The organism is Mycoplasma sp. 4013, assembly GCF_054353875.1.
The window spans coordinates 68,134-92,108 of the sequence record NZ_JBTHHK010000002.1; the positions used below are offsets into that span (position 1 = coordinate 68,134).

The following is a 23,975-nucleotide window of genomic DNA, read 5'->3' on the forward strand; positions in this document are numbered from 1 at the left end:
GAGCTAATTTGAAAAAAAGGTTATGATATTTATTTACCACAACCGCTGCACTTTCATCAGCATCCTTGCTAGCAATAGCGTGTAGCACCAGTGGAAATAACACAACAAATACAAAGAGTCTAAATGAAGTTCATAGTCAAAATTCAGTAATTGATTATGATCTTGGTTTAGCAACTGAACCAATTAATAACTTAAACTATATAAAATATAAATCAGTTGATAAAATATTACCTTCATTAGTCGACTCATTTCTTAAAAGTGGACCAAACAGTGATTTAAAATCTATTACTAAAATAAGTCCGTTAAATATGGTTATGGTAGATACCGATGGAACTGTTAAAACAACAGAAGATAAAAAAACTGAACCAAGTTCAAACTTTGATGATTTCTTCAAATTTAAAAATAAATTAGAAGAAAGTGATGGTTTTGGTAGAGTTCGTGGTAGTTGATACGGATTACATGACTTTGGTATTACTGGTGGTTTAGGGCGTGCGACAATCGGTGATCCACAACGAAATGCAAGTATTTATGCATTCCCTAACCCAAAAAACAGCAACAACTATATGGCAGTAACTGGATTTCTAAACAACGGATTAAATCGCTGAAGTAACGGAGATGTTTCAACAGCACAGGATTTACGTGATTATTTAGAATATATTTTGGATATTAATACCGGATCACAAAAACTAGATTCTGTATTAAAATACTCTATTCGTGGAGCCGAAAAATTTGTTGCTGCTCAAAAAGACTATGTTGATAAATTTGGTGTACCATATAAAAATCCATGAGGTCGTAGAAAATACATTAAATTAGCAGATGGTAGTTACATTCAAGATCCAAGTGAAAAAGAGTGACAATCACAAGTTTCAAAAAATAATGTACCTGCTGATACAAAAGAAGTTGAAGCAATCAAAAAAGCTGCATTAGATTTTGGTTTTTATACTGGTCAGCTATATTTAGATTACAGTCTCGAACAAGTTAATGAGAGCATGGATTTAAATCCTAATTTCAAGATTGAAAAAGAATCACAAAGTTTTACATTCAGAGATCCAAAAGATAAAACTAAGACTTTTGTTCGCACATTAGTAAAAAATGTTTATGCAAATCCTTACCAAAATTTTAAATTTGATGAAGATGCAAGAAAAATTAAACCTACAATTGAGACATTAGCAAATAATTTAAATACTTTTACAATGATTTTTGATGAGAACAAGACACCAGGTTTATCATATATGCTATTTACTATTTTCTTCCACCTTTTCCCTGTAAATCGTAAGTATATTGAAACAGTTGCAGGTGGAATCGATGTCTTCGGATCACAAAAACAACACTTTTTAACAAATGGGCCATTTTTGATGAAACCTGAAAATGTTATTTTAGGTCCACAGGGATCATTATTGTTAGAAAAAAATCCAGATTATTTCGATGCAGAAAACACCATTTCAAACCGAATAAAAATTTATTTTTCAACTGACAGAAACACTAATGCAACATTCTTTGAAGATGGTTATATTTCACAAACTTATATTCCGGCTGAAAAAATAACACAATATTTTGCTAACCCTGAATACAAAAAATATCTAAATAAAAACACAGGTTATGGAACAATTGCTTTTGGATTTAACCTTGATAATGAAACAAACGCACAAAGTTATATACAAGATGAAGACCTTAGAAACGCAATTTTCTATGCAGTAAACCGTGAAAACCTGCTTAAAGTAGTTGGATGAGACTTTTCATTTCCAGTAAACACCTGAACAGCATATGGACAATATCGAACATATGATGGGAAAAATATCGAAACCTACTTTTCAGATATGAGTAGTGATGCAAAAGATGGAGTAAAATTCCCATTACAAAATTATGATTTTGTAACTCATCTTTCAAAAGGATATACTTTTGAGAAAACACATCGTTATGATCAAACATATGCACCAAAAACAGCACAATTTTATATTGAACGTTTTAAAGCAAGACACAAGGCATTAAAATCTGTAACATTAAAATTCTTAAACAACTCTAGTGATGAACAAAAGAAAGCAGGTGCATACTTAAAAGAAATATTAGGTAGAACTTTCGATGGTTTTGTAAACATTGATATTAAGAGTTTACCTGAAAACTCATTTGCTTCATTTATTGAAGAAGGAAAATACGACATTATCTATCAAAACTATGATAGATTAGGTGGAAATAGTGCTCAAGACTATGTTGCAGTATTCTTCAAACCCGATGAAATAGATAGTTTTAACCAAAAAAGTATTGCCTTTAAAACAAACCCAGTAGGTTCTTACACATATGCAGATTACATTCGCCAATTATATGTGCAAGCAACCAATTTAGATGTAGATAACTACATCGAAACAAAATTACAAACTCCGTTTTTAGCTTTAGTTAATGCATCACAAAGCGCAAAAGATGCATATGAAAAAGCTAAAAAAGGAGATAAGAATCATATAACAGCTTTTGAAGAAGCAGTTAAACCATTAATTGAAAAATTAAACAAAGACACATCAAAAACATTTAGTGACCGTTTAATTAAAAATTTAATTGAATATATGCTAATTCAAAATCCGAATATTAAAGCAGGACGTAAGAAAAAAATTCTTAATGAACTGTTATTAATGTTTGAGGGAATTGATAAATTAGCAGATGCTACACGCCCTACTGCAGATCGCTTACATATTCAGTGATCATTAGGAAAGATTGATACAAAAATAGATTTTTGACGTAAATTTATTGATTTATCTTTCATTCGTCCACAAGAAGATTCGCAAAGTTATACTGATAGAATAAATGCATTCTTTACCGGAAACTTTACAAATGCTGAGGCAAAATTAAAATGAACCCAAGAATATGTGTACATCTTCATCGGAGAACTTGAAAAAGTCATTCGTGATGCATCGATTGTTGTACCATTAATGGAAGTTGATACCAACTGAGAAATAACCAGAGTAGGTGGTGTAGATAGTCTTTATACATTTGCACTGCAATATGCATATGATTTTACTAGACCACCAAAACCAGGATTACCAAGAGGGAGGGCAAAATAGATGAAATGATCTAAAACAAAAGAAAATAACAAAACTACTTATGTTGATGATAACTTTATAGTTTTTTCAAACAAAAGAACTAAAGATGCAACATTTGTTGAGAAATTATTTAACATTAATTCACCTTTATTAATTTCTTCTTGAAGATTTTTTAAGATTATTGCCGAATTCTTTATTATTGGATTAATTGTTATTACTATTACATTCTTTTTAATTAATGCCGTTCCTGGTTCAAATACTTTAACAGCTGGTTTAGATGATGCAGCAAAAAAAGCAATAGAAGCAAAATACGGTTTAGATCAGCCGTTAATTATAAGATACTGACACTATATAGTAAGACTCTTTCGCGGAGATTTTGGTATATCATTATCATTATTTCCTGCACAAGAAATAAATTCATTTATTTGAGAGCGCTTCTATAAATCATTTTTAGTAGGAATTTTTTCAGTATTATTAACTGTTGTAATAGGAATTTCTGTAGGAATATGAGTTGGTAAAAACCCAGGCGGAATAGTTGATAATGTATCAACTGTGTTAGTAAGTATTTTTTCATCGGTTCCTTCGATTATTTTTGCTTTAATATTAGTATTTATCGGTCGTTTAATTAACTTACCATATATCTTCGCTCAACATAATTTCCTAACATATATCCTACCTGGATTAGCGCTTTCTCTTGGAAGTATCATTGTATATATCAAATATATTCGTACCGAATTAAATCGTGAGTTAAACTCAGTGCATGCTAAATTTGCATATTTAAAAGGATTATCAAAAAACCGTTTTGTATGAAAACATGCACTTAAACCTTCACTCTTCCCAATCGCAACATTCTTCCCTGCTGTTATTTTCGGTTCATTTATCGGAAGTATCTTCATTGAGCAAATCTTCTTTATTTCTGGTTCTGGTGCAACATTACTACAAGCAATTCAAACAAAAGACTATAATGTGATTTTATTCTTAATTATAATGTTTACTTTACTTACTATTTTATCTTATGCAACTCGTGATATCTTATATGAAGTTATAGATCCAAGAGTGCGTAGAAAGGGGGCATAATTGGCATTCAATGATAAAAAAGAATCTAAATTAGTGTCTTCTTTTAAAAAGTATTTAACTAAATTAAAGCAACGTCAACAACTTGGTCCAACAAATGAACTAACTAAGGATGCTGCTCCAAGTATGATATTGCAACCGTTTCAATATCAAGCATGAAAAATAGTAGGTAAAACTTTTGATTTCCATGCTGATGCACATATGGGTGCAGAAACGAAGGTATTTAAAGAATTTGTATATCGTTATTCAAAGAGTTTTGCAGGTGTATTTGGTTTTGTTTTATTAGTCGTGATTATTCTTTTATCATTTATTATCCCATTTACTACACAAGATCCAAACTTATCAAGCGTTGATGCAAGGTTCTTAACATTTAACCAAACAGACGAGCAAACAGGAATTTATCATATTTTTGGAACCGATTCAATTGGTCGCGACATTTGGGCACGTTTATGACACGGATTGCGATACTCGATTGCATTAGCATTAGTTGTTACATTTATCGAAGTTATCATCGGACTTACCATTGGGATTTTAATGGGTCAATATGAGCGTTTTGATCGTGTGATGACATTTATAATTAAGGTTATTTCAGTAGTTCCAACAATCATTATTTTGATTTTGATGACTATTGTTGTTAGTCCAAGTTTCTGAGTAATTGTTTTTTCTTTATCATTTACATCATGAACAGGAATGGCTAATCAAATCCGTGCTCAAGTTAAGCGCGCAAAACACTTTGAGTGAGTTGCAGCTTCGAGAGTTTTAGGTACACCAGCATGAAAAATTCTTAAAAATTATGTTCCTGTTATCTTGCCAATACTGATTACTCAGTTAGTATTTACAATTCCTGGGGTAGTGCTTTCAGAAACATCATTAGCTTTCATTGGTTTAGCAATTGATGACGTTCCAACCTTAGGTAACCTTATTTCAGAAGGTCAAAAGGTCTTTCCTACCTATTTAAGATATGTTTTTGTTCCATCGACAATGTTGATTTTAATTACAACTAGTGTGCAATTAATAGGAGCGAGCGTCCAAGATGCCTTGAGACGTCAAAGATAGAGGTTATTGTGAGAAAAGAACAAAATAGTAGATGATTTAGACGTTTTGATACAAAAACTAACAAAACTACTAATGATTTAAGTTTAAAAAACCAAAATCAAGAATCTTTAAATCAACAAACTAACATTGATACAAAAACCTATGAACAACAAGTTTCAAAAAAACAAAAGAAATTTTCTTTATTTTCCCGTTTCAAACGTTCTTATTTCAATTGAGATAATTTTTATAAAAATGTACAATACCGAACTTTTGAAGATGGAAGTAAATTAAAAATTGCTGCAGAAATAAAAGATATTAAACTTTCTTTTACTAACCCAGCTCGTCCAGGAGAAAAAAATATTGTGCTTCGTGGAACAAGCTTGCAAGTTTATGAAGGTAAAGTTCATGCAATTATCGGTGAATCAGGATCAGGAAAATCAGTAATAACATCACTTCTATATGGACTTACTGGTGATAATGCTGTTATCGATGGTGGAGAAATTCTTTTATACAACAATAATGTTGAAAAATTCTCATTTCGCGATTGAGAGCGCTCACATTATCGTGGTCGTGTAGTTTCTGCTGTATTCCAAAACCCAATGTCAACACTTAATCCTACAATGAAAGTAGGAACACAAATTATGGAAGGGATGCTGTTAAATAAGGTTGTTAAAACCCGTAAAGAAGCTTATGATCGTGCTGTAGAGTTTTTAAAACTAACTAAAATAAATGATCCTGAAGCAGTTATGAAGTTATATCCACATGAAATGTCTGGTGGTATGGTTCAACGGGTAGTTATTGCTGCAATAGTTGCATTAGAACCAAAAATTCTAGTTATGGATGAACCAACCACTGCCCTTGATCCAACTGTGCAAGCATTAGTTTTAGACATTATTAAAGATTTACAAACTAAATTAAAGTTATCTATCGTATTTATTACCCATGATTTAGGTGTTGTTGCATCGATTTCAGATTACATTTCTATTATGTATGCAGGACAAATCATAGAAGAAGGAACAGCACATGAAATTTTACACTATCCACAGCATCCATATACATGGGGGTTAATCCTTAGTATGCCCGATGTTAACAAAGGAAGTCGTTTATCAACCATCCGTGGAAGTGTACCATCAAGTTTAAATAACATCAAAGGTGATGCTTTTGCGGTAAGAAATGATTATGCATTAGGGCGTGACTTTGAAATTGAACCAGATTTTTATTATGTTTCAGAGACTCACCGTGTTAAGTCTGCTTTATTAGATCCACAAGCTCCAAAATACCAACCACCTGAACTTATCCAAAGATTATGAAAGGAATTTTTAGCTGAAAATGAGTAACGAAAGAACATTATATAAAGTTAAAAGATTCTTATTTGGTGAAAAAGAAGTTTGACGAACTCAAACTAAAGGTGTAGCAGAAATGCTACGCCCAAAGCATGGTGAAAGTGAATTAGTAACTATGCGCAATGTTGATATCACTTATGGAAGTGGAATTAAAGCATTTAGAGCAGTCAGTGATTTAAATTTAAACATTTATAAAGGTGAAGTTTTAGGACTTGTTGGCGAATCAGGGAGTGGTAAAAGCACCATCGGTCGTGCTTTAGTGGGATTGGTTCCTTATAGCTTTGGTGAAATTAAACTACTTGATAAAACCTTACCGAGAAAACTTACTCGTGGGTTCAAAGTAGGTAAAAAACTTGCTGAATATAAAGCAATTGAAAACTTTTTAACCAACAAAGTTCAAATGATTTTTCAAGATCCGGCCAACTCGTTAAATCCACATGCTAATGTTGAAGCAATTGTTTCAGAAGGTTTAACTAATACCAAAAATGCAAAAGAAATTTTCTTGTATAACTATGATCAAGAAGCAAAAGTAAAATTATATAAAGAGTTTTCACAACAAAACCACCCACAATTTTTTGGAAATTATGAAAAAGAATTAGATATTAAAATAGCAACCAATGAAGATATTTCATATCAAGCATTCTTTGTAGATTTATATAACCAAGTGATTAAATTAAATCAACCACATATAACTAAACTATTTGATGAACTTAGAGCAGAACGTGATAAATTAAGTAAACATACTGAAAAAGAATGTAAGCGTTTATTAGTTCGTGATATATTAAGATCTGTTGGTTTAGATGAATCAGTATTGCGTAGATATCCATTAGAATTTTCAGGTGGACAACAACAAAGAATTGGTATCTCTCGTGCTGTTGTACTGCGTCCGCAGCTATTGGTTGCAGATGAACCTATCTCAGCACTTGATGTGTCTATACAAGCGCAGGTGGTTAATATTTTCAATGAATTAAAAGAAAAGTATCAACTTACAATTTTATTCATAGCACATGATTTACGTATGGTAGAATATATCTCTGATCGAATTGCTGTTATGAATAAAGGAAGATTGTTAGAAGTAGGAAAAACCGAAGAAATTATGAATCATTCATTGCATCCATATACCAAAAGCTTACTTGATGCAGTTCCTTCAATTGAAGGAAGCAAAGGAAGTTTGGTTGGATATGTTTATGATATCAATATGCATAAATATGATGAAAATAACCAACCTGAATGAATTAAAATAAACGATGATCATTTTGTGCTCGGAACTGCTCAAGAAGTTGCAGATTGACAAGCAGGAAAATATTAAAAACCTTGTTTTTGCAAGGTTTTTTTGTTTCTATTGTAAACAAATAAATCACTTTATTTTCATAACTATATTACTTTTATGTCTATATACAAGGTGAAAAAGTTCAAATCACATAAAATATGCGATTTATTCCACAAATATGATAAATATTTAACAAAATATTACTTTATTTTAGTGAAAAACAGTAAAAAAAGTATAAAATTTTATTCATGCTATCATTTGTAGCAATATTTAATAAAATAATGAAAGGCTATTATGAAAGAATTTACAGCTAAAATAGTTGATCCGATTGGACTTCATGCACGTCCTACTTCAATTCTTGTAACTGTAGCTTCAAAATATAAATCTGATATTAAATTACAATCAGGTGGACGTGAAGCGAATTTAAAATCAATTATGAATATTATGTCTTTAGGTGTTAAATGTGGAGCAGAAGTAACTGTTAAAGTTATGGGTGAAGATGAACAAGAAGCATTTGATGCCATTCATGATGTATTTGTAAAGAACGAATTAATTTAATTAAAATGCTTTGCGTTTTAATTTTTTTAACTTTTTTGTAAAAATATGCTAAAATATAAAAACAAAAAGCCCGAGTGGTGAAATTGGCAGACACGCTAGACTAAGGATCTAGTGGAGCAATCCGTGCAGGTTCAAGCCCTGTCTTGGGCACCAAAATTTATCAAATTAGTTATATTAAGAGCATACACACAAGGATTGAATTTTCTTTTCAATCTTTATATGTGTGCTTTTTGCTTGTATTTAGCGACCAATAATCATTCTTTTTTTTGGATAAATGTGGTATTATATAAAAAAGTCATTATATATAAAATATATAATGAAGTGAAAGGAAGTATGAAAAAAAGAAAGTTTCTTATAACAAGTTCCACCCTTTTATTAGCAGCTACTACTATTGCAGTTGCATGTAAGGCACCAGGTTCTTCTGAAGAATTACCTCGTGGAGGCAAGGAATTTTATCAAAAACCAGTTCTTATACCTAATACTCAACTCCCACAACAACCTGTACAACCACCTAAGAGCACATTGTCAAATTTAAATATTTTAGGTGATCAAAAATTTGACCATATTGATGAGGCAAAACGTAAAAAATCAGAACATTTTATTCCTGCTAATGAAGATATTCGTTATGTAGCGATTGGTGATTCGATTACTGAAGGATTTGATGGAACCTTGCCACAATCATATCCTGGTCAATTAGAAAGTGATGGAAGTATTTCGGGTGTTTCATATCCTGCATACTTAGCTCGTTTGTTAAATCAAAACCACCGTGTTATAGCATTTAATAATTTTGCCGTATCTGGTTCTCGATTACTTGATTGAATCAAGTTACTTGGAATCCCTTATGATGATTCACTTGTTAAGGATGAAGATACATTAAGTATTTTTGGAAATGACTGACAAGCAAAAGCTCAACAAATAAAAGACAAGTTACAACAAGCAAACTTGGTTACTTTTTCGTTATCTGCTAATGATATCTTGTTTCTATTATTCCAAAACTTAGCAACTGATGATGTAACTAACTTAATAAAAAATTATTTAAAAGGTCAAGCAATTATTTCTGATGCAGTTGTTTTAATAAACAAGTTATTTAATAATGCGTTAAGAGAAACACAAAAAAGACTTACAACATTCGTAGCAAATTTAAAACAATTCGCTCCAAATGCTAATATAAACTTTATCGGTTATCCTACTCCGATGTTATCAATTGCCAATGTGATAAAAGAATATGTAGCTAAGTTATTAGGTGGAAGTTTAGATTTTTCACCACTTGATATCTTGGTAAATGTTTTAAACAAAGGAATTCGAGAGACTGCGATTATTAATAAAATTAACTTTATCCAACCTGTTAATAATGATTATTGAAATAAACATGCTTCCGAATTATCTACTATCTTTTTCGATATCCATCCAAATACTTTTGGATACAAAAAAATGGCAATGGATATATATTTAAAAATCACTAATCCATCACTAAATATTAATGATTATAAAGGGTATGATTTTTCACAAGAATATTTGGATTTTGATGCCAATAGTGCAACATACCAAATCCAACCTATTATTCCTAATTCACAACTTTTTGGACCAAACACTGCTTCATATTTAGATGTAGAAAATAATTATGAACAAGAAATTGATGACAAAAGAGATATATATAATTTTGGAAATCGCATTGCAGAATTAACTGAAACTTTTTCTTATCTAACTCGCGAAGCGTTTGATTTTTTAACTAATAACTCTATTTATAATGTTTTAGATCCAGAGCGTAAGTTAGCAAAGTTGTTTAATAAAAAAGTTGCTAGTGGTAAATTTACTAAGGACTCATTAGTTGAATCATTACTTCGTTCAAATACTTTACAAAGAATTTTATATAACTTGCAAACTCAACTACAAGAATATCAAGAACAAAATCAACTTACCTTAGATAATGTTTCTGCAGCATTTAAATACTCTATTTTAAATATAGATAACCTTGCTATAGTAATTTCTGCTGTTGCTTCAAGTGATATGGTTAAAGAGTATAAAACAGAGTTTGCTGATGCTTTAAAAACCATTTTAAATAATGCAATTAAGGTATTCGGACCAAATGTAAAATCTGCTGTAATGAATGCGATTTTAGCACCAATTAAAAAATATAATGTTAAAGAATCTGATATTTCATCAATACTTGATTCTGTTTTAAATTCTGAGCATCTTAAAGAACTAGTTTCAGCATTTGCGGATTCATATGCTTTACATCCAGATAACTTTACAGATGTTTCAAATTTATCTGATGTGTTTTCAAATATACTAAAAGATCCACAAATCAATACTCGCATTTCTAGTCACCTTAATGCCTTATTATTCGAGTTTTTAACTAGTCCTAAACTACAGGCAGTTGCTTCAGAATTTCTTTATAACTTTTTAAAAGAAAATAATTTAACAGCAAATATCACATCTGATGAAGTAAATGTTGTTATAAATGATTTAATTAAATTATTAAAACAACTTAATGATAACCAACAACTAATTGATAAATTTACCTCATATACATTGAATAGTTTTCCATATTACGGATACAACCGTATCGGTGATTTATTTTCAGTAGCATTAAGATCTTTAATTACAACAGAATTTATTGGATCGCAAAATGAACCAAAATTACTTGATTTTATTAAAATAATTTTAAATTCTGATTTATTGCAGCATCATAAAGCATTTATAAAACAAATTATCAGTAATGCCTTAGATTTAAATACATTAAAAGGGATTTCAAAATCTGTATGCAACCTTTTTGCTAATAGTTCGGTTGCAAAATATATCCCAACTAAATCACTTGATAAGTTAATTAATTTAGTATTTAGTCAACCACAAATACTTGATATTTTAAAAGCAACCTTAGATGCGATTTTAAATAATACTGCTGAATATAATAAAGCGCAAAGCCTAAATGATTTAATTGCTAATGCAATACAACATTTACCAATTGATAATCTTAAACCACAATTAATTGCAATTTTTAATAATATTTTAACTAATAATGAACTACCACAAATCATCAATGATGTAATGTCTACATCGCTTACTACATTTGGGATAGATATTAAGAATTCAGATAATATCAAGTTTATAAGTGATTTTTCACAAAATATCATCCCATATATCCAAAAACAACAACTTATCAATCCGATTATTGATGCATTTATTGATAAACTTAAGGCAGTTAAAACATCGAATGAACCAATAAAAATTCTTGCTCAAATCCCGGATGCAATTTTTGCAATCATTAAAAACAAATACACTACTAACACAATTACTCAAATTAAGGATTTATTGAATCAAAAATGAATTAAAGATAATTCAAATGGTGTGTTAAATACCGCTGCTGTCGTTTTAAATTCATTACAAGAATCAGGTGTGCTTTCAAATGGTATAACATCATTATTAAGCAACTTGCTTGATAAACCACAAATAGCAAAATATGTTGATAAAAATGAAATTCTGCAATTAACTTTAAATGTTATAAATCGTCCACAAACAATGAAGTTAGTAGTTGCGCTTTTAGAAAGTGTTTTAAAGAATCCTGATTTACTTGATAAACTATCATCACCAAAAGAACTTGTTTCAATTCTTTTAAAAGAACCGAAAGTTAAAGAAGTTATAAATAAAGAAATTAAAGAGATTCTTTTAGATGTAATTAATAATAATGATCTAACTAAAACAACCGCTAAGATAATTTATGAAGTTACAAATGCAAATGGTTTCGCTCTTGATCAAAAGTTTTTACATGTTCTTAATTCTGTTTATCCAAGTGCTTTAAGTGTACTTAAGTCATTAAATAAATTAAATCCTTTAATTGAACAAGTTATTGAACTTGTTACAACTTCTGATGATGTAAATTCATTATTATCAAAACTACCGCAATTAATATCATTATTTGACTTTAGCGATCTTGATTTATATAAACTTTTATTAAATACCCCTTTATTTACTACAAATAAAGAATTATTAAAAGAGTTGATTAATAAAGTTTTTGCTAAATTTAAAGATCAATATGCTTCAGCAGCACTTGACAAAATGCTCCCAGAGAGTGTTTTAGGACTTAATAAGACAGAATCAAAGACTTTGTTTGATAAGATAATCAAAAACACTGCGTTTAACTCTATATTTACCAATTTTACAGCATTTATCATAGATCACTCTCAAGAGTTTGTTAATGCAAATAGTTGAATAGACATAATTAATCTATTTTTAAAAGACACTAACTTTATAAGTTCAAACAAAGAATCGATTACCAACATTATTAATGAATATAAAACCGACGCTACATTGAAGAAGTTATTAGCAAACATTATTAGTGAAAAAATAGGTAATTTATGAATTTTTGCACATACTACTAATAAAAACCAACTTATTTCTGATTTATTAGACTATTTATTATCACAATTTGATAATTTAAAAGTTGTAGAACATTTATTTAAAGCATTGGATTTATATCAAAAATCAAGAAATACTAATCCTATAAAGATACTTAATTTATTTGCAAATGAAATAGCATCCGAGTTTAGTTCAGATGTTATTTCACAAAAAGTTATTACCTTAATTAAAGGGTTGCCAGATAATTTCATTTCAAACCATAAAAACGATTTAAAGCAAATCTTTATTAATGTATATGACTATTTTAAAACAGATGAACATTTAGGTTCAAAAATTTTGAACTTACTTCCACAAGCAACCTTAGCAGAAGTTAATAAATATACATCAGAACAAATAAGTGATCAAATTATTTATTCATTTTTAAATAAAGAATCTACTAAAAATTTATTTAAAGGAATTGTTGATAACATTTTAGATAACATCCAAAATCTTAAATCAATAAACAGTATCAAAGATTTATTGAATCATGTTGTTAAATCTATTAACGGAGAACAACTAAAAACTAGTTTAACAACTTGAATCGATGAAATTTTAAATGATGATAGCTTGGTATCAAATATTAATACCATTCTATCGAATGTTATAAAATTTAACTTTGTTGAAATTTATAATGATCCACAAACTCATCAGTTTTTAAATATTTTTCTCAAAGAAGCATATTCATGAGCAAAAGAATTAGGAATTATTGACTTAGTTGCAAATAACTTAAAAACATTCTTTGATGATTCTGAATCAGTTTTTGATCAAAGAGTAGCAACTTTAAAAACTTCATTAGCATCACAGTTGCAAACCAAAGTTATTGAAAACTTACATAATTTAGTTAAAAAACTTTATAACTCAGATGCAGTTAAAAAATATCCAGCATATACAGCAACGGTTGCTAACTATATCTTTAATAGTCTTGTTAACAACATTTTAATCTTTAAGGATATCATAAATAATGCATTAGTTTCAAATCAGATTATAGATGCATCGCAAAAATTAAGTGATGAACAATTAAATCAATTAAACCCATTACTTAAGGCTATTAATAACCTTGATAGTAATGTTTCGATTATTGATAAAATACTTGCTATACCAGTAGCTGAAATTAATAAAACAACTAATACAAATGAATTAATTAGTTTATTTACAAATAAATTATTATCAGCAATTGATTTAAATAATTATGCATTTGTAAAAGTATTGTTAAATTCAGAATTTGTGCAAAATCAGCACAATTGACTAAAACAAATTTTTAACAAATTATTAGATAAATATTGAACAGATGCTAATACACAAGCATTAGCAGAAAAAATCTCGGTTGATTCAGTAGAAACTACCCTAGGATTTACAAAGGGTGCTTTAAGAGATTTGATTAAAACTATACTTAAAGATTCAAAAACTAAAGAAATCATTAAATCACTTGGTGATAGTGCTATTGATCATATTTCATCATTAAAAGCACCTGATTCATATAACCAGTTAGTTAAAGCAATTTTTAATATTACTGGATTAAAAGATTCTATTAAAGAAAAAGTAGTAGCTTTAATCAAAGAATTTGTTTCAAAAGCATCTGTTAAAGAAAAACTAAAATCACTTGTAATATCACTTTTAAATAAGGAAGTGTTGCAACCATATTTAAAAGGGGTAAATGATAAAAATAAACTCGCTGAAAACATCATCAAGATATACGATATAGTTGATAGTCAACTTGATATAAGTGAATTAACTTTTGAAGTAATTTATGCATCGTTGCAAAACAACGGATTAAACTTTAATTTTACAAGTATTGCTAATGCGATTTTAAATGGATTTAAAGCTCGTTTAAACAAGGATAATAAGCAAGAAGAAAATATTATTAAGTTATTAAAAGCAGTAATTAAATCTGGATTATTTACTGAAAATAAAACCGATATTATCACTATTATAACTAATATAATTACAAAATTAGGTGATGGAAGTTTTGTTGATGAATTGATAAATAATTTACCAACTGCTACAAAAACACAGATTCAAAACTTTATCGGATTAAGTCAACTTTCAGATGTTGCTAAAGCAATGTTGAAGAACATTCATTTTCACAATTTAATTAATGCAACATTTAGTAAATTAATTGAACATATTAACGAATTTGAAAATGTTACTTCATATAATGATTTATTTAAAAAATTATTAACAGTTATAGATATAAATTCTATAAAAGTTGATTTAAAAGCATTTATTGATGATTTATTACAAAATTCTGATATCAATAATTCTCTTTATGAACTCATTAAGAATTTACTTGTTCAAAATGGTGTAAATGTAACAGAAAATGAAGTATTTATTCGTGCTTTTGTAAGTAATATCAAAGATGTTGTGCATCACATTGGATTAATTGATCCTATTATCGAAAAAGTATTTGAAACCTTGCAACAAGCTGCTTCAAGTACTGATGATGTATTAGTAAAAATTGCTCAAATACCTAATCAAATATCACAAATTATTACTGAAAAAGTATTTAAAAATCCTAAGCAATATGTAGATTCACTACTTGCTACAAACGTTATTGTCACACATAAAGAATCCTTTATTAAGGTTGTTACACAACTGTTAATTCATTTAAAAAATAATGGATATTTTGATAAATTTATCAATTCTGCAATCGATTCAATTAATAACCAACAAATACTATCGATTATTTCAAAAGATGATATTAAACAACTTGTAAAAGTAGTATTAAACGATACATTATCAACTCAAGCAATGCAAACATTTGTACCTGAATTGATTAAAAATACCGATTGAATCACATATTTAAACAACCCTTTTGCTTTAATTAAGAATTTACTACAAAATACCAATATAGCAAATTTTGTTAAAACAAGTTTTGCAAATGGAATTCAAAATATATTAACCAACACAACGGTTTCAAATATATTAGCAAGTGTTTTAGATAAATGAATAACTCAATTAGGCTTAAATCTTGCTGGTATTAATAAGATTTCATTAATTCATGATTTAATTTCTTCAATAATTCCATTTTTACAAAAAATTAATGTATATCAACCCTTAATTAACTTATTAACTGATACATTTGCATCAACGGATTCATTTGCAGCATATGCAGCAAAATTAAAAGTTGAAATACCAAAATTGTTTGTATTTAATGATAATGTTTTAATTGCGGCATTACAAACATTCGAAAATATTAAAAATCATAAAAATACAGTAGTACAAATTGGTGTTGCTTTATATAACTCAATAAGTGAAAATGATGCATTTGTCGATCAAATGTTTGCTTATATTTTCAAGAACCCAAATTCATATACAAGCAATGGCATTGATGTAGAGTTACTTAAAAAAGTAATTAAAAGTTTGTTAAAAAATAATGAAATTAAATCAAGAATAGCAACTTTATTAGATAATGTTATAAGTAGATATGATGTTATTAAAAACTCACATAATCTTTCTGAATTAATTAAAAATATATTCAATAATGATGATTTTAAAAATTCATTAAAAACTATTGGTAAGAAATTAATATCTCTATTTTATAAAAATGATGATATCAAGAACTTTATTGCTAAATTTGCTATTCATAAACTTGAACACTCAGACTTTGCTGCATTATTAACTAATGTATCACATAAAGAAGACTTAGTAAAAGCTTTATTAGGTGCAATTAAAGAAGTTAATCATTATGTTCCTGTTACAGATTTATTAATTGATTCATCAGTTGATGAAGTAGCAAGAAATGGACTTAATTTTGATTTTAATAGTGTATTAAATAAATTAATAGAAAGTTTCAAGTTATTTGTTTCATCTCATGATTATGAAGCAAAAATCATTGATTTACTTAACGATGTAGTTCGAGAAAATGGTATTCAACAAAACAAAAATGATTTTATTATTTTAGTTGAAAATATAGTTAAATTAACAATACAGAAAGTTGATTTTGGTGGATTTATTTGAAATGCTTTTGATGCAAAAACACAAGCATTTATTACAAATGGATTTTTATCACAAAGCGAATTTACTAATTTAATTAATTCTGCTTTAAAAGTAGATACATTAAAAACATTAATTACAAATATTGCTAAATACTACATAAATAATGTAAATACATTTGCTTATTCAAACACTTTTTTTGATGTGTTTAAAAAATATATTTCAGTAGCAGCAAATGAAAGTGAGTTTAAAAATTCAATTAAAAAACTTGCTTTAGATGGTCTATCATCAGCTGCAACTAAAACAGCAATTAAATCCATTATAGAAAAAGCAGTATCATTTTTAAATGTTAAGAAATCAACTAATATTAATAACTTTATCGAAGCATTCGCAAATGATTTTGGTAATATGTTTAATCGAATTGGTGTATTTGATAACCTTGCTGATTCAATGGTACAAACCATTAAACAAGTTAATGATTTTAATGGATTTAAATCAAAATTTATTTCTAATGCACTACAAACTATAAAAGCTACTGATTTTCCATTTATTAAAAAAGTTATTAACGATCAAGTTATTACACAGCATAAAGCTGGTGCTAAGGAGTTATTGGTAAATTTAGTAACAAACCTGTTAGATGATAAGATCAAAATAACTAAAGTAATTCAGGATCTTAACATTTCTAAGGTTTTAGTTGAAGACGGAGTTTTCAATGATCCAAGTGTAATTAATGACACAATTATTTTAGCTTTACAAAACAAAAATATCCGTGATATTATTAATATGGTCATAGGTGATTTTGTTGATCGTGGAAATGATTATCAAATTGCTGATGATTGATTTGGAGCGATAAATATCTTATTTAAATCACCTAATTCAAAAGATTTTAAATCTAAATTTACTACATGAGTTAAAGAAACATTGTCTAACCCTGATCCAAGAATTGCTAAAGGACTTGCACAAGTGATGATTGCCAAACTTCGTAATGTAGGATTTAATCTTACTGAAAACAAGCATCTAACTTTATACCAAAATGTTATAAGTAACCTTATGAAAGCATTAGTAAAACGTCCTGAATTACCTATAATAGTTAATAACATATATGAAAACATTAAAAAAATACAATTAAGTAAAAATAAAGATAATTTTGCTTATATAAAACGTGCTTTTTTAGATGGTGCTTTATACATGATATTAACTAATGATCATAAAAACATTGATATAGGTAAAATGGGCAGTCAAGCTAATCTAATTGCATTTATTGCAGATGCAATTGGTGATGAAAATTATGTTCGCTTTTTAAATTCTTTATTTGAAACCAGTGATATGAGCAAAAGAGGTGGGATTTATCATTTTATTGATACACTGATACTTAAAAAGAAACCTGTAAGTAATTCGAATGCATCGGGTTCATCGAATAAACCAAGCTCACCAAATGCTAAAAAAGATGTGCCAGCACCATATGGAGTAGTATATGGTGGAATAACAGAGATATTCAGGAACGGAGATAAAGTTTCGGATTTACTAGGTTCAATTTTTGCACCTATATATCGTCAAATGATTGTAAAACTAAGCAAAAAACAATATAAAATAGGTAAAGACTTTTATAAAAATGATGAATTCAGGTTATTATTTAGACTTTCAGCATTTATCTTATGATTTATCCATACGGGAGCAGGTGTAACAGGTGAAATTTTCTGAAATCTTTCAGGTTTAGATGTTGAAGGTTACTTTATGGGTGGTTTATGGTCAGGTTTTGAAAAAGCAATTAATGATTCTAGATATAAACTCATTTTTAATAAACTTACAACTGATCAAAAGGTTGCAATGGGAATGGCAAGACGTGGAGGATTTAATAAAGAATTCGTGTTAGGAAATAGGTCATATAGCACAAGCATAAAAAATTATTGAAGTGATCAATTATTAGCCTATATTTACTATGATTCTCCTACCCAAAGAGATCGTCATACTCGTAAATTGATGCGACAAGTTTTAGAAGAAGCCATTGCTCGTGGTTCGTTAAAAAGATAAGAATACTATATAAAAATACTAGCTATGACTAGTATTTTTATATACTTATGAAGGGATAATGATGGTAAAAAGATTAACAACTATTTATGCTAATTTTTCTTCCCTTGTTTATTGCACAAGGTAATAAGGAAAGTTTTTAATATTTTCCAATAAATAGCAATATTTGATAAAATAAAGTAATAAGGAAATATATTTATGGATTGAGATTCTTTTGTATTTATTATGGTAATTATTTTTAGTTTTATTTTTTCTGCTGTACCAAGTACTTGACTATGTATTGTAAGTTTTATAAGGCTTAATATGACTAATTTTGTAACTAATAAAATTACTATACTATCTAGATTAGAATCTGCAAAAAACACTAATATTTTATTTAAAGAAGGTGCAAAAATATTTCTTAAAAAAAGTAAAACACATCAAAAAATTGGTATTGGTATTCTAACATCATTAATTTTTGCGATATTAATATTAGAAATATCTCTACAAATTGCAATAAAATATAATATATTTGAAATGAAAGATTCTGAAATTATAAATTTGAATTATATAAGGATGATAGATATTATATATGTAATATATTTTATTGTTACTTTTAAGTTTTTGAAATTATATACCAAGGCACTCAGAAAATCTAAAGTAATAATAGAAAATTTAATAGAAAAATTTGAATTTCATCAAGATGAGTACTTTTTAAATGGAATTACTGAAACCAACTATTTTAAAAATAAACCTATTTATCATATTGATTATGAAAGTGAGAAGAAGGTTTTGCTAAATTATGAATATTTAATAGGCTATTCAAGTAAAAAACAAGAAATAATTGCTATGAATTATTTTTTTGCTTGAGGTTATCATTTTAAAGAAGTTCATAACGGGAACCTTATATATATAGATTTATATAAACAATTTTTATATTTAAAAAATGAATGAATAAATAAAAAAGGGTTATATAATTAATACAAAGTAGGACGAAAGGATTAACAGGTATTTATGATAATCTTTTTGTCCTACTTTATGAATTTTGATAAAATGAAAACATAAAATAATAAAGGAAAATATGAAAAAATTACTATTTGATTTAGGTGATCCAATTTCTGGTTTGGGTGGTATTGCTGGTGTTCCAGCACATATTGTTAAATTAGAAGTTCAAAATGAAGAAAAAAGAGTTGTATTAGATTTTATAAATGATGATTTGCTTACAAAAGATTTATTCAAAGATAATAATAAAATTTTAGATAATCTTACAGAAAGCATTGTTTCAAAAAGTAAAACTGTAACAAAAGCAACAACAGAAATTACTTTTTCAAACTTTAAGCAAATATCTGAAAACTTTATAAATATATATAAACAAAAGAAGTTAATTACAAATCAACAAGCAAGTAGATTAAGTGATTATATTAACAATAAAGGATTCGTAGAATTTAAAAAGAAACTTAAAAAAGACTTGAATAATTTCAAATCGGATTTAAGAAGTAAATATGAAGACTATAAAAGAAGAAATAGATCAAGTCAAGAAATTCAGCAAATTGTTTTAGATGGAGAAAAAGGTTATCAAATAAATATTAACAACCAACAAGAAAATTCAAAAAAATTAACTATTCACTTTTTTGAATTAGAAAAGCAAGTAAAACAATTAAATTCGATTTATAAAGATATAAATGATAATCTTGTTTATTTAAATAGTACACTAAAAAAATTATTAGCAGCACAAGTAAGTATGTCAGTTGCTTCTGTAATAAGTACAATAATAGGTTTTTTTAGCTTGGGCTGAGGCTTCATCGGGACAGTAGTTTCAACGACTGCATCAATTGGTCTAAGTATTGCAATCTCAAATATAAGAACACAAAGAGATGTATATTTAAATAATATGAAGCAATTACAAAAGATATTTAAACCATCAAAACAAAATCTTGGTGAAAGTGTATATGATGGTTATGGATATGCACGTAATGTAATTGATGGATACGCACTTAACATATTTTCAGCAGCAAAGAATTATAAGGAAGGTCATTTTTTTAAATTCGCTATCGAAGGGAGCGCAAAACTTCTCAAATCACTTTTTATTCATATACCATCACTAGCCTTAGACGGACTCGATATATATACTAATGCTAACGAAATAAAACAAACAAACGATGTAGCAGTTAAAATAAATAATTTTTTATCTAGTATTGAATCAAAATTAATTGCTATCTCAAAAGAAATTGATGAGATTAAGAAAGTTGAATGAGTTGTTATAAAAGAGACACTACAAACTGATCTTTATAGTAACGGTGGAGTAGGAGGAAAAAATTTAGTTTTTAAAAACCTAAGCACTGGGCAAGTTCTGAATATAGATGAAATGCTGAAAAAATCTGACATACAACTATGATTATGAAATCTTAGGAAAGTTTATAACCCAAAAACCAAACAATTTTACATAAGAAAATTACCTAATCATACAAAAATAGATAATTTAGGGTAAAAATGCCATTAGAGTTTTATTTAGGAATTAATGGTGGTATGGCGGGTTTTATTCTCTTAATTTTGATGCCAACTTTTATTTTATTGTATATTATAAGATATCAATATCCTTGTTTTATTATAGAAGATGTTTATAAACGTGATATAAAAATAAAATCAAATGAATATCACATTACTTTTATTAATGGTTGAAATAAAATACAAAAATATATATATAAAATCTATAAAGAACTTTTATATATTGTTTCAATTACAAGTTTTCTCTTAATTGTGATTTTCATTTATTATATTACTAATATGGTGCTTTATCAAAAAGAAGGTGGATCTTCCGGTATTTGAATATTTCAATTTTTAAGTATGTTAGTTATTCCTTATAGTGCATTTATGTTTGTATTCTATGTTTATATTAAAGGTTTTTTATTTAGTAAAAAGTCACTTAGACATTTTGAACAGTGTGTTAAACAAGCAATAGTTATAGAAGACCAACCACTATTAGATGCATCAGTATATTTTAATAACGGATTGAAACCAAATAATTATATATATATCCCAAGATGATTTTTTGACGATAAAGTTCGCTTATTAAGAGTTTCTTATTTTAAGAAAACTTTTAAAACAGATGCACAAGATGTATATGCATTCTTTATTTATAAAATGCACGAATCATTTAGAAAAGAACATGAGGCATATTACCACGGGCTATATTTTGACTATGTAAATTTTAATAATTAAGAAATTATTATGTATAAAGGTTTATAAAAAACAGATTCTCATTTTATATGATTCGAATAAAATTGTATAATATATTAACTTATGAAAATTATTGCAAATAATAAGCAAGCGCATCGAGATTATGAAATTTTAGATAAATATGAAGCAGGTATTCAACTACAAGGATGAGAGGTTAAGTCAGCCCGCGCTAATTCTGTAAGTATTGATGTTGCTTATGGTTCAATTTATAAAAATGAAATATATTTAAATGAAGCATTTTTTAAAGAATATATGCAAGTAAAATGTGAACCTACCCGAATCCGTAAGTTATTAATGCATAAAAGTGAAATTCGTAAGTTAAAACATATTTTGGATACTCAACAGGTTACACTTATTCCCTTAAAAATTTATTTTAACAAAGTATCAAAGATAAAAGTTGAAATTGCAGTTGCTAAAGGGTTGAAAAAGTATGACAAACGTGAAAGAATAGCCAAAAAAGAAGTTGAAAAAAGGTTACAAAAAACTTTAAAAACTTATTTGGGGGCATAATGGTTTCGACATATATAGGTAAATTTGTATCGCAGTAGTGTGGAAGACTATAATTTCTACTAGGCTTTTTTAAACGGAAAAGATAATAAAACAGAAACTCCAGAAGTTTCACCAGTGTTCTTTGCAACACAATCAAATTTTGCTTTCGCATAAGAATTAGAGAGCAAGTTGTTTTTAGTTTTTCCTGGACTATTAAACAAGGTTTACAAGGATCGGGTTATTAGTTAGCATAAATAATCTTAAATAAGCTAAAATCAAGTTATTTATTTTGTTTGTTTTAAATAATTTGATTAATAAAATAAACTAAACTGTAGAAGTATGAATTATATTTATGTGTGGACACGGGTTCGATTCCCGTTGCTTCCACCATTTTTTTGTCCTTTTAAAAAAAGCAGAGTATTTACCCTGCTGCGATTTTATTTTTCAGTGATGCAATTGCAATATTTATGAATCTATTTATGAATCTATTTACAAAACTATTTGTTATCAATTCTAACTTATGTTTCAAAAAGAAAGGAACATATTTAATAAAAGGAAGTTTAGAAACCATTTCTCAAACAAATTTCGAAAGAGAGTTACTAATTTTTGATGCTATGATCCCTCTGTCATCGATTAAAATTAATAGTTTAATGAATTTTATAAAGTTTTTTGCATTTTCATTTCTTTCAAAATAGTCATTTATAGCAATTTTCATTTTCTTAGTTATTGTGTTTCTTAAATTTTCATCTATAATTCTTGCATCGTTTCAATCTTTTTTAGGTTTTGAAAAGTCAATTTTAATAACATTTGATTCGTAGTTTTTCTCGCTTGTTTTAAGTTTAATTTTTAGCGAATAACCTGGTTTGATATTTTGATTAATTTCTGTTATTTGCAAATCATCGGCAAGTTTGATATTGGCATTTTTAATGAAGAAGTTTTTTATTTCGCTTACAACTTCGTTATATTCATTGAGTTTATTGTTTTGAGCTGCTTTTTGATATGAAATTCTACCACTAATTCCGCCACCTGCATCATGAATCATATTTTTTAATGTGTCCTCAAATCAATTAATATCCACATAATAGTTATTAAAAAACTTTTGTAATTCTTTTTCAATTGATTTAAGTTCTTTATCATTGTTTGCATCTAATGTAAGCAATGTTTCTGATTTAGTATCTAGATTAAATTTTAAAGTGTTTGACTTAATTTTTGCTTGTAGCTTGATAAATTCTTGTCTTGTAAACTTCTTTGTGATACCAATTTTACTTGTTTTTATTATCACAAAATCATAATCATTTGCATCTAGTGCTTCTAACTTATTGATAAAGTTTGTATATTGATATGGAACAGTAAAAATATCATAATCATATGAAATATCCAGGTTTTTAGGTTCTTCTTTTTTGCTTTCTACCTTAGAACAACTTGTTGTAATGGCTATAACAGGTATAAACGATGAAATTGAATATTTTATAAGTCTTATTAGTTTCATAGATTTATTTTACAAAAAAAAAAAAAAAACAAGTCGAAAGTTGGCAATTCAAGACAAATTACCTAAAAAACACGAAAATATTTTCATTATTATGCATTTTAATTAAAAAAATGAAG

At 27.7% G+C, this 23,975-nt stretch carries 12 protein-coding genes, 1 tRNA gene and 1 other RNA gene; 13 read left to right on the forward strand and 1 reads right to left on the reverse strand.

The window, feature by feature from the left end:
• Window positions 1–8 precede the first annotated feature (8 nt).
• The 13 genes from ACXYRO_RS01050 to ssrA all read left to right on the forward strand — a co-directional run bounded on the left by ACXYRO_RS01050 (window position 9) and on the right by ssrA (window position 22,760).
• A complete protein-coding gene (locus tag ACXYRO_RS01050) occupies window positions 9–3,050 on the forward strand; it encodes an ABC transporter substrate-binding protein (protein ID WP_458607447.1) in 3,042 nt (1,013 codons plus the stop codon).
• Complete coding sequence (locus ACXYRO_RS01055) at window positions 3,051–4,106, forward strand: ABC transporter permease (protein ID WP_435128893.1); 1,056 nt, start codon at window positions 3,051–3,053, stop codon at window positions 4,104–4,106.
• Window positions 4,107–5,159 carry an ABC transporter permease gene (locus tag ACXYRO_RS01060; RefSeq protein WP_458597596.1) on the forward strand — a complete coding sequence of 351 codons (1,053 nt, stop codon included), beginning with the start codon at window positions 4,107–4,109 and terminating at the stop codon, window positions 5,157–5,159.
• 8 nt (window positions 5,160–5,167) lie between these two features.
• Window positions 5,168–6,475 carry an ABC transporter ATP-binding protein gene (locus ACXYRO_RS01065; RefSeq protein ID WP_458597595.1) on the forward strand — a complete coding sequence of 436 codons (1,308 nt, stop codon included), beginning with the start codon at window positions 5,168–5,170 and terminating at the stop codon, window positions 6,473–6,475.
• Window positions 6,468–7,790, forward strand: a complete 1,323-nt coding sequence (locus ACXYRO_RS01070) for an ABC transporter ATP-binding protein (RefSeq protein ID WP_435128902.1) — start codon at window positions 6,468–6,470, stop codon at window positions 7,788–7,790. The genes ACXYRO_RS01065 and ACXYRO_RS01070 overlap by 8 nt, the downstream gene beginning before the upstream one ends.
• A gap of 255 nt (window positions 7,791–8,045) precedes the next feature.
• On the forward strand, window positions 8,046–8,309 hold the full coding sequence (locus ACXYRO_RS01075) for an HPr family phosphocarrier protein (RefSeq protein ID WP_435128905.1): 264 nt from the start codon (window positions 8,046–8,048) through the stop codon (window positions 8,307–8,309).
• Between the two features lie 68 nt (window positions 8,310–8,377).
• Window positions 8,378–8,462 (forward strand) — tRNA-Leu (locus tag ACXYRO_RS01080).
• 180 nt (window positions 8,463–8,642) lie between these two features.
• Window positions 8,643–18,668: an SGNH/GDSL hydrolase family protein gene (locus tag ACXYRO_RS01085; RefSeq protein WP_458614059.1), complete on the forward strand. Its 10,026-nt coding sequence runs from the start codon at window positions 8,643–8,645 to the stop codon at window positions 18,666–18,668.
• A 300-nt stretch (window positions 18,669–18,968) separates the two neighbouring features.
• Window positions 18,969–19,625, forward strand: coding sequence for a hypothetical protein (locus ACXYRO_RS01090; protein WP_458597593.1), 657 nt, complete (start codon window positions 18,969–18,971; stop codon window positions 19,623–19,625).
• A 100-nt stretch (window positions 19,626–19,725) separates the two neighbouring features.
• On the forward strand, window positions 19,726–21,132 hold the full coding sequence (locus tag ACXYRO_RS01095; protein ID WP_458614060.1) for a hypothetical protein: 1,407 nt from the start codon (window positions 19,726–19,728) through the stop codon (window positions 21,130–21,132).
• A gap of 2 nt (window positions 21,133–21,134) precedes the next feature.
• Window positions 21,135–21,863, forward strand: coding sequence for a hypothetical protein (locus ACXYRO_RS01100; RefSeq protein ID WP_458614061.1), 729 nt, complete (start codon window positions 21,135–21,137; stop codon window positions 21,861–21,863).
• A gap of 81 nt (window positions 21,864–21,944) precedes the next feature.
• Window positions 21,945–22,391 carry an SsrA-binding protein gene (smpB, locus tag ACXYRO_RS01105; protein ID WP_458597590.1) on the forward strand — a complete coding sequence of 149 codons (447 nt, stop codon included), beginning with the start codon at window positions 21,945–21,947 and terminating at the stop codon, window positions 22,389–22,391.
• Window positions 22,382–22,760: a transfer-messenger RNA gene (ssrA, locus tag ACXYRO_RS01110) on the forward strand. The genes smpB and ssrA overlap by 10 nt, the downstream gene beginning before the upstream one ends.
• A 31-nt stretch (window positions 22,761–22,791) precedes the next feature.
• Here ssrA and ACXYRO_RS01115 read toward each other — a convergent pair.
• Complete coding sequence (locus tag ACXYRO_RS01115; RefSeq protein WP_458614062.1) at window positions 22,792–23,859, reverse strand: hypothetical protein; 1,068 nt, start codon at window positions 23,857–23,859, stop codon at window positions 22,792–22,794.
• Window positions 23,860–23,975 lie beyond the last annotated feature (116 nt).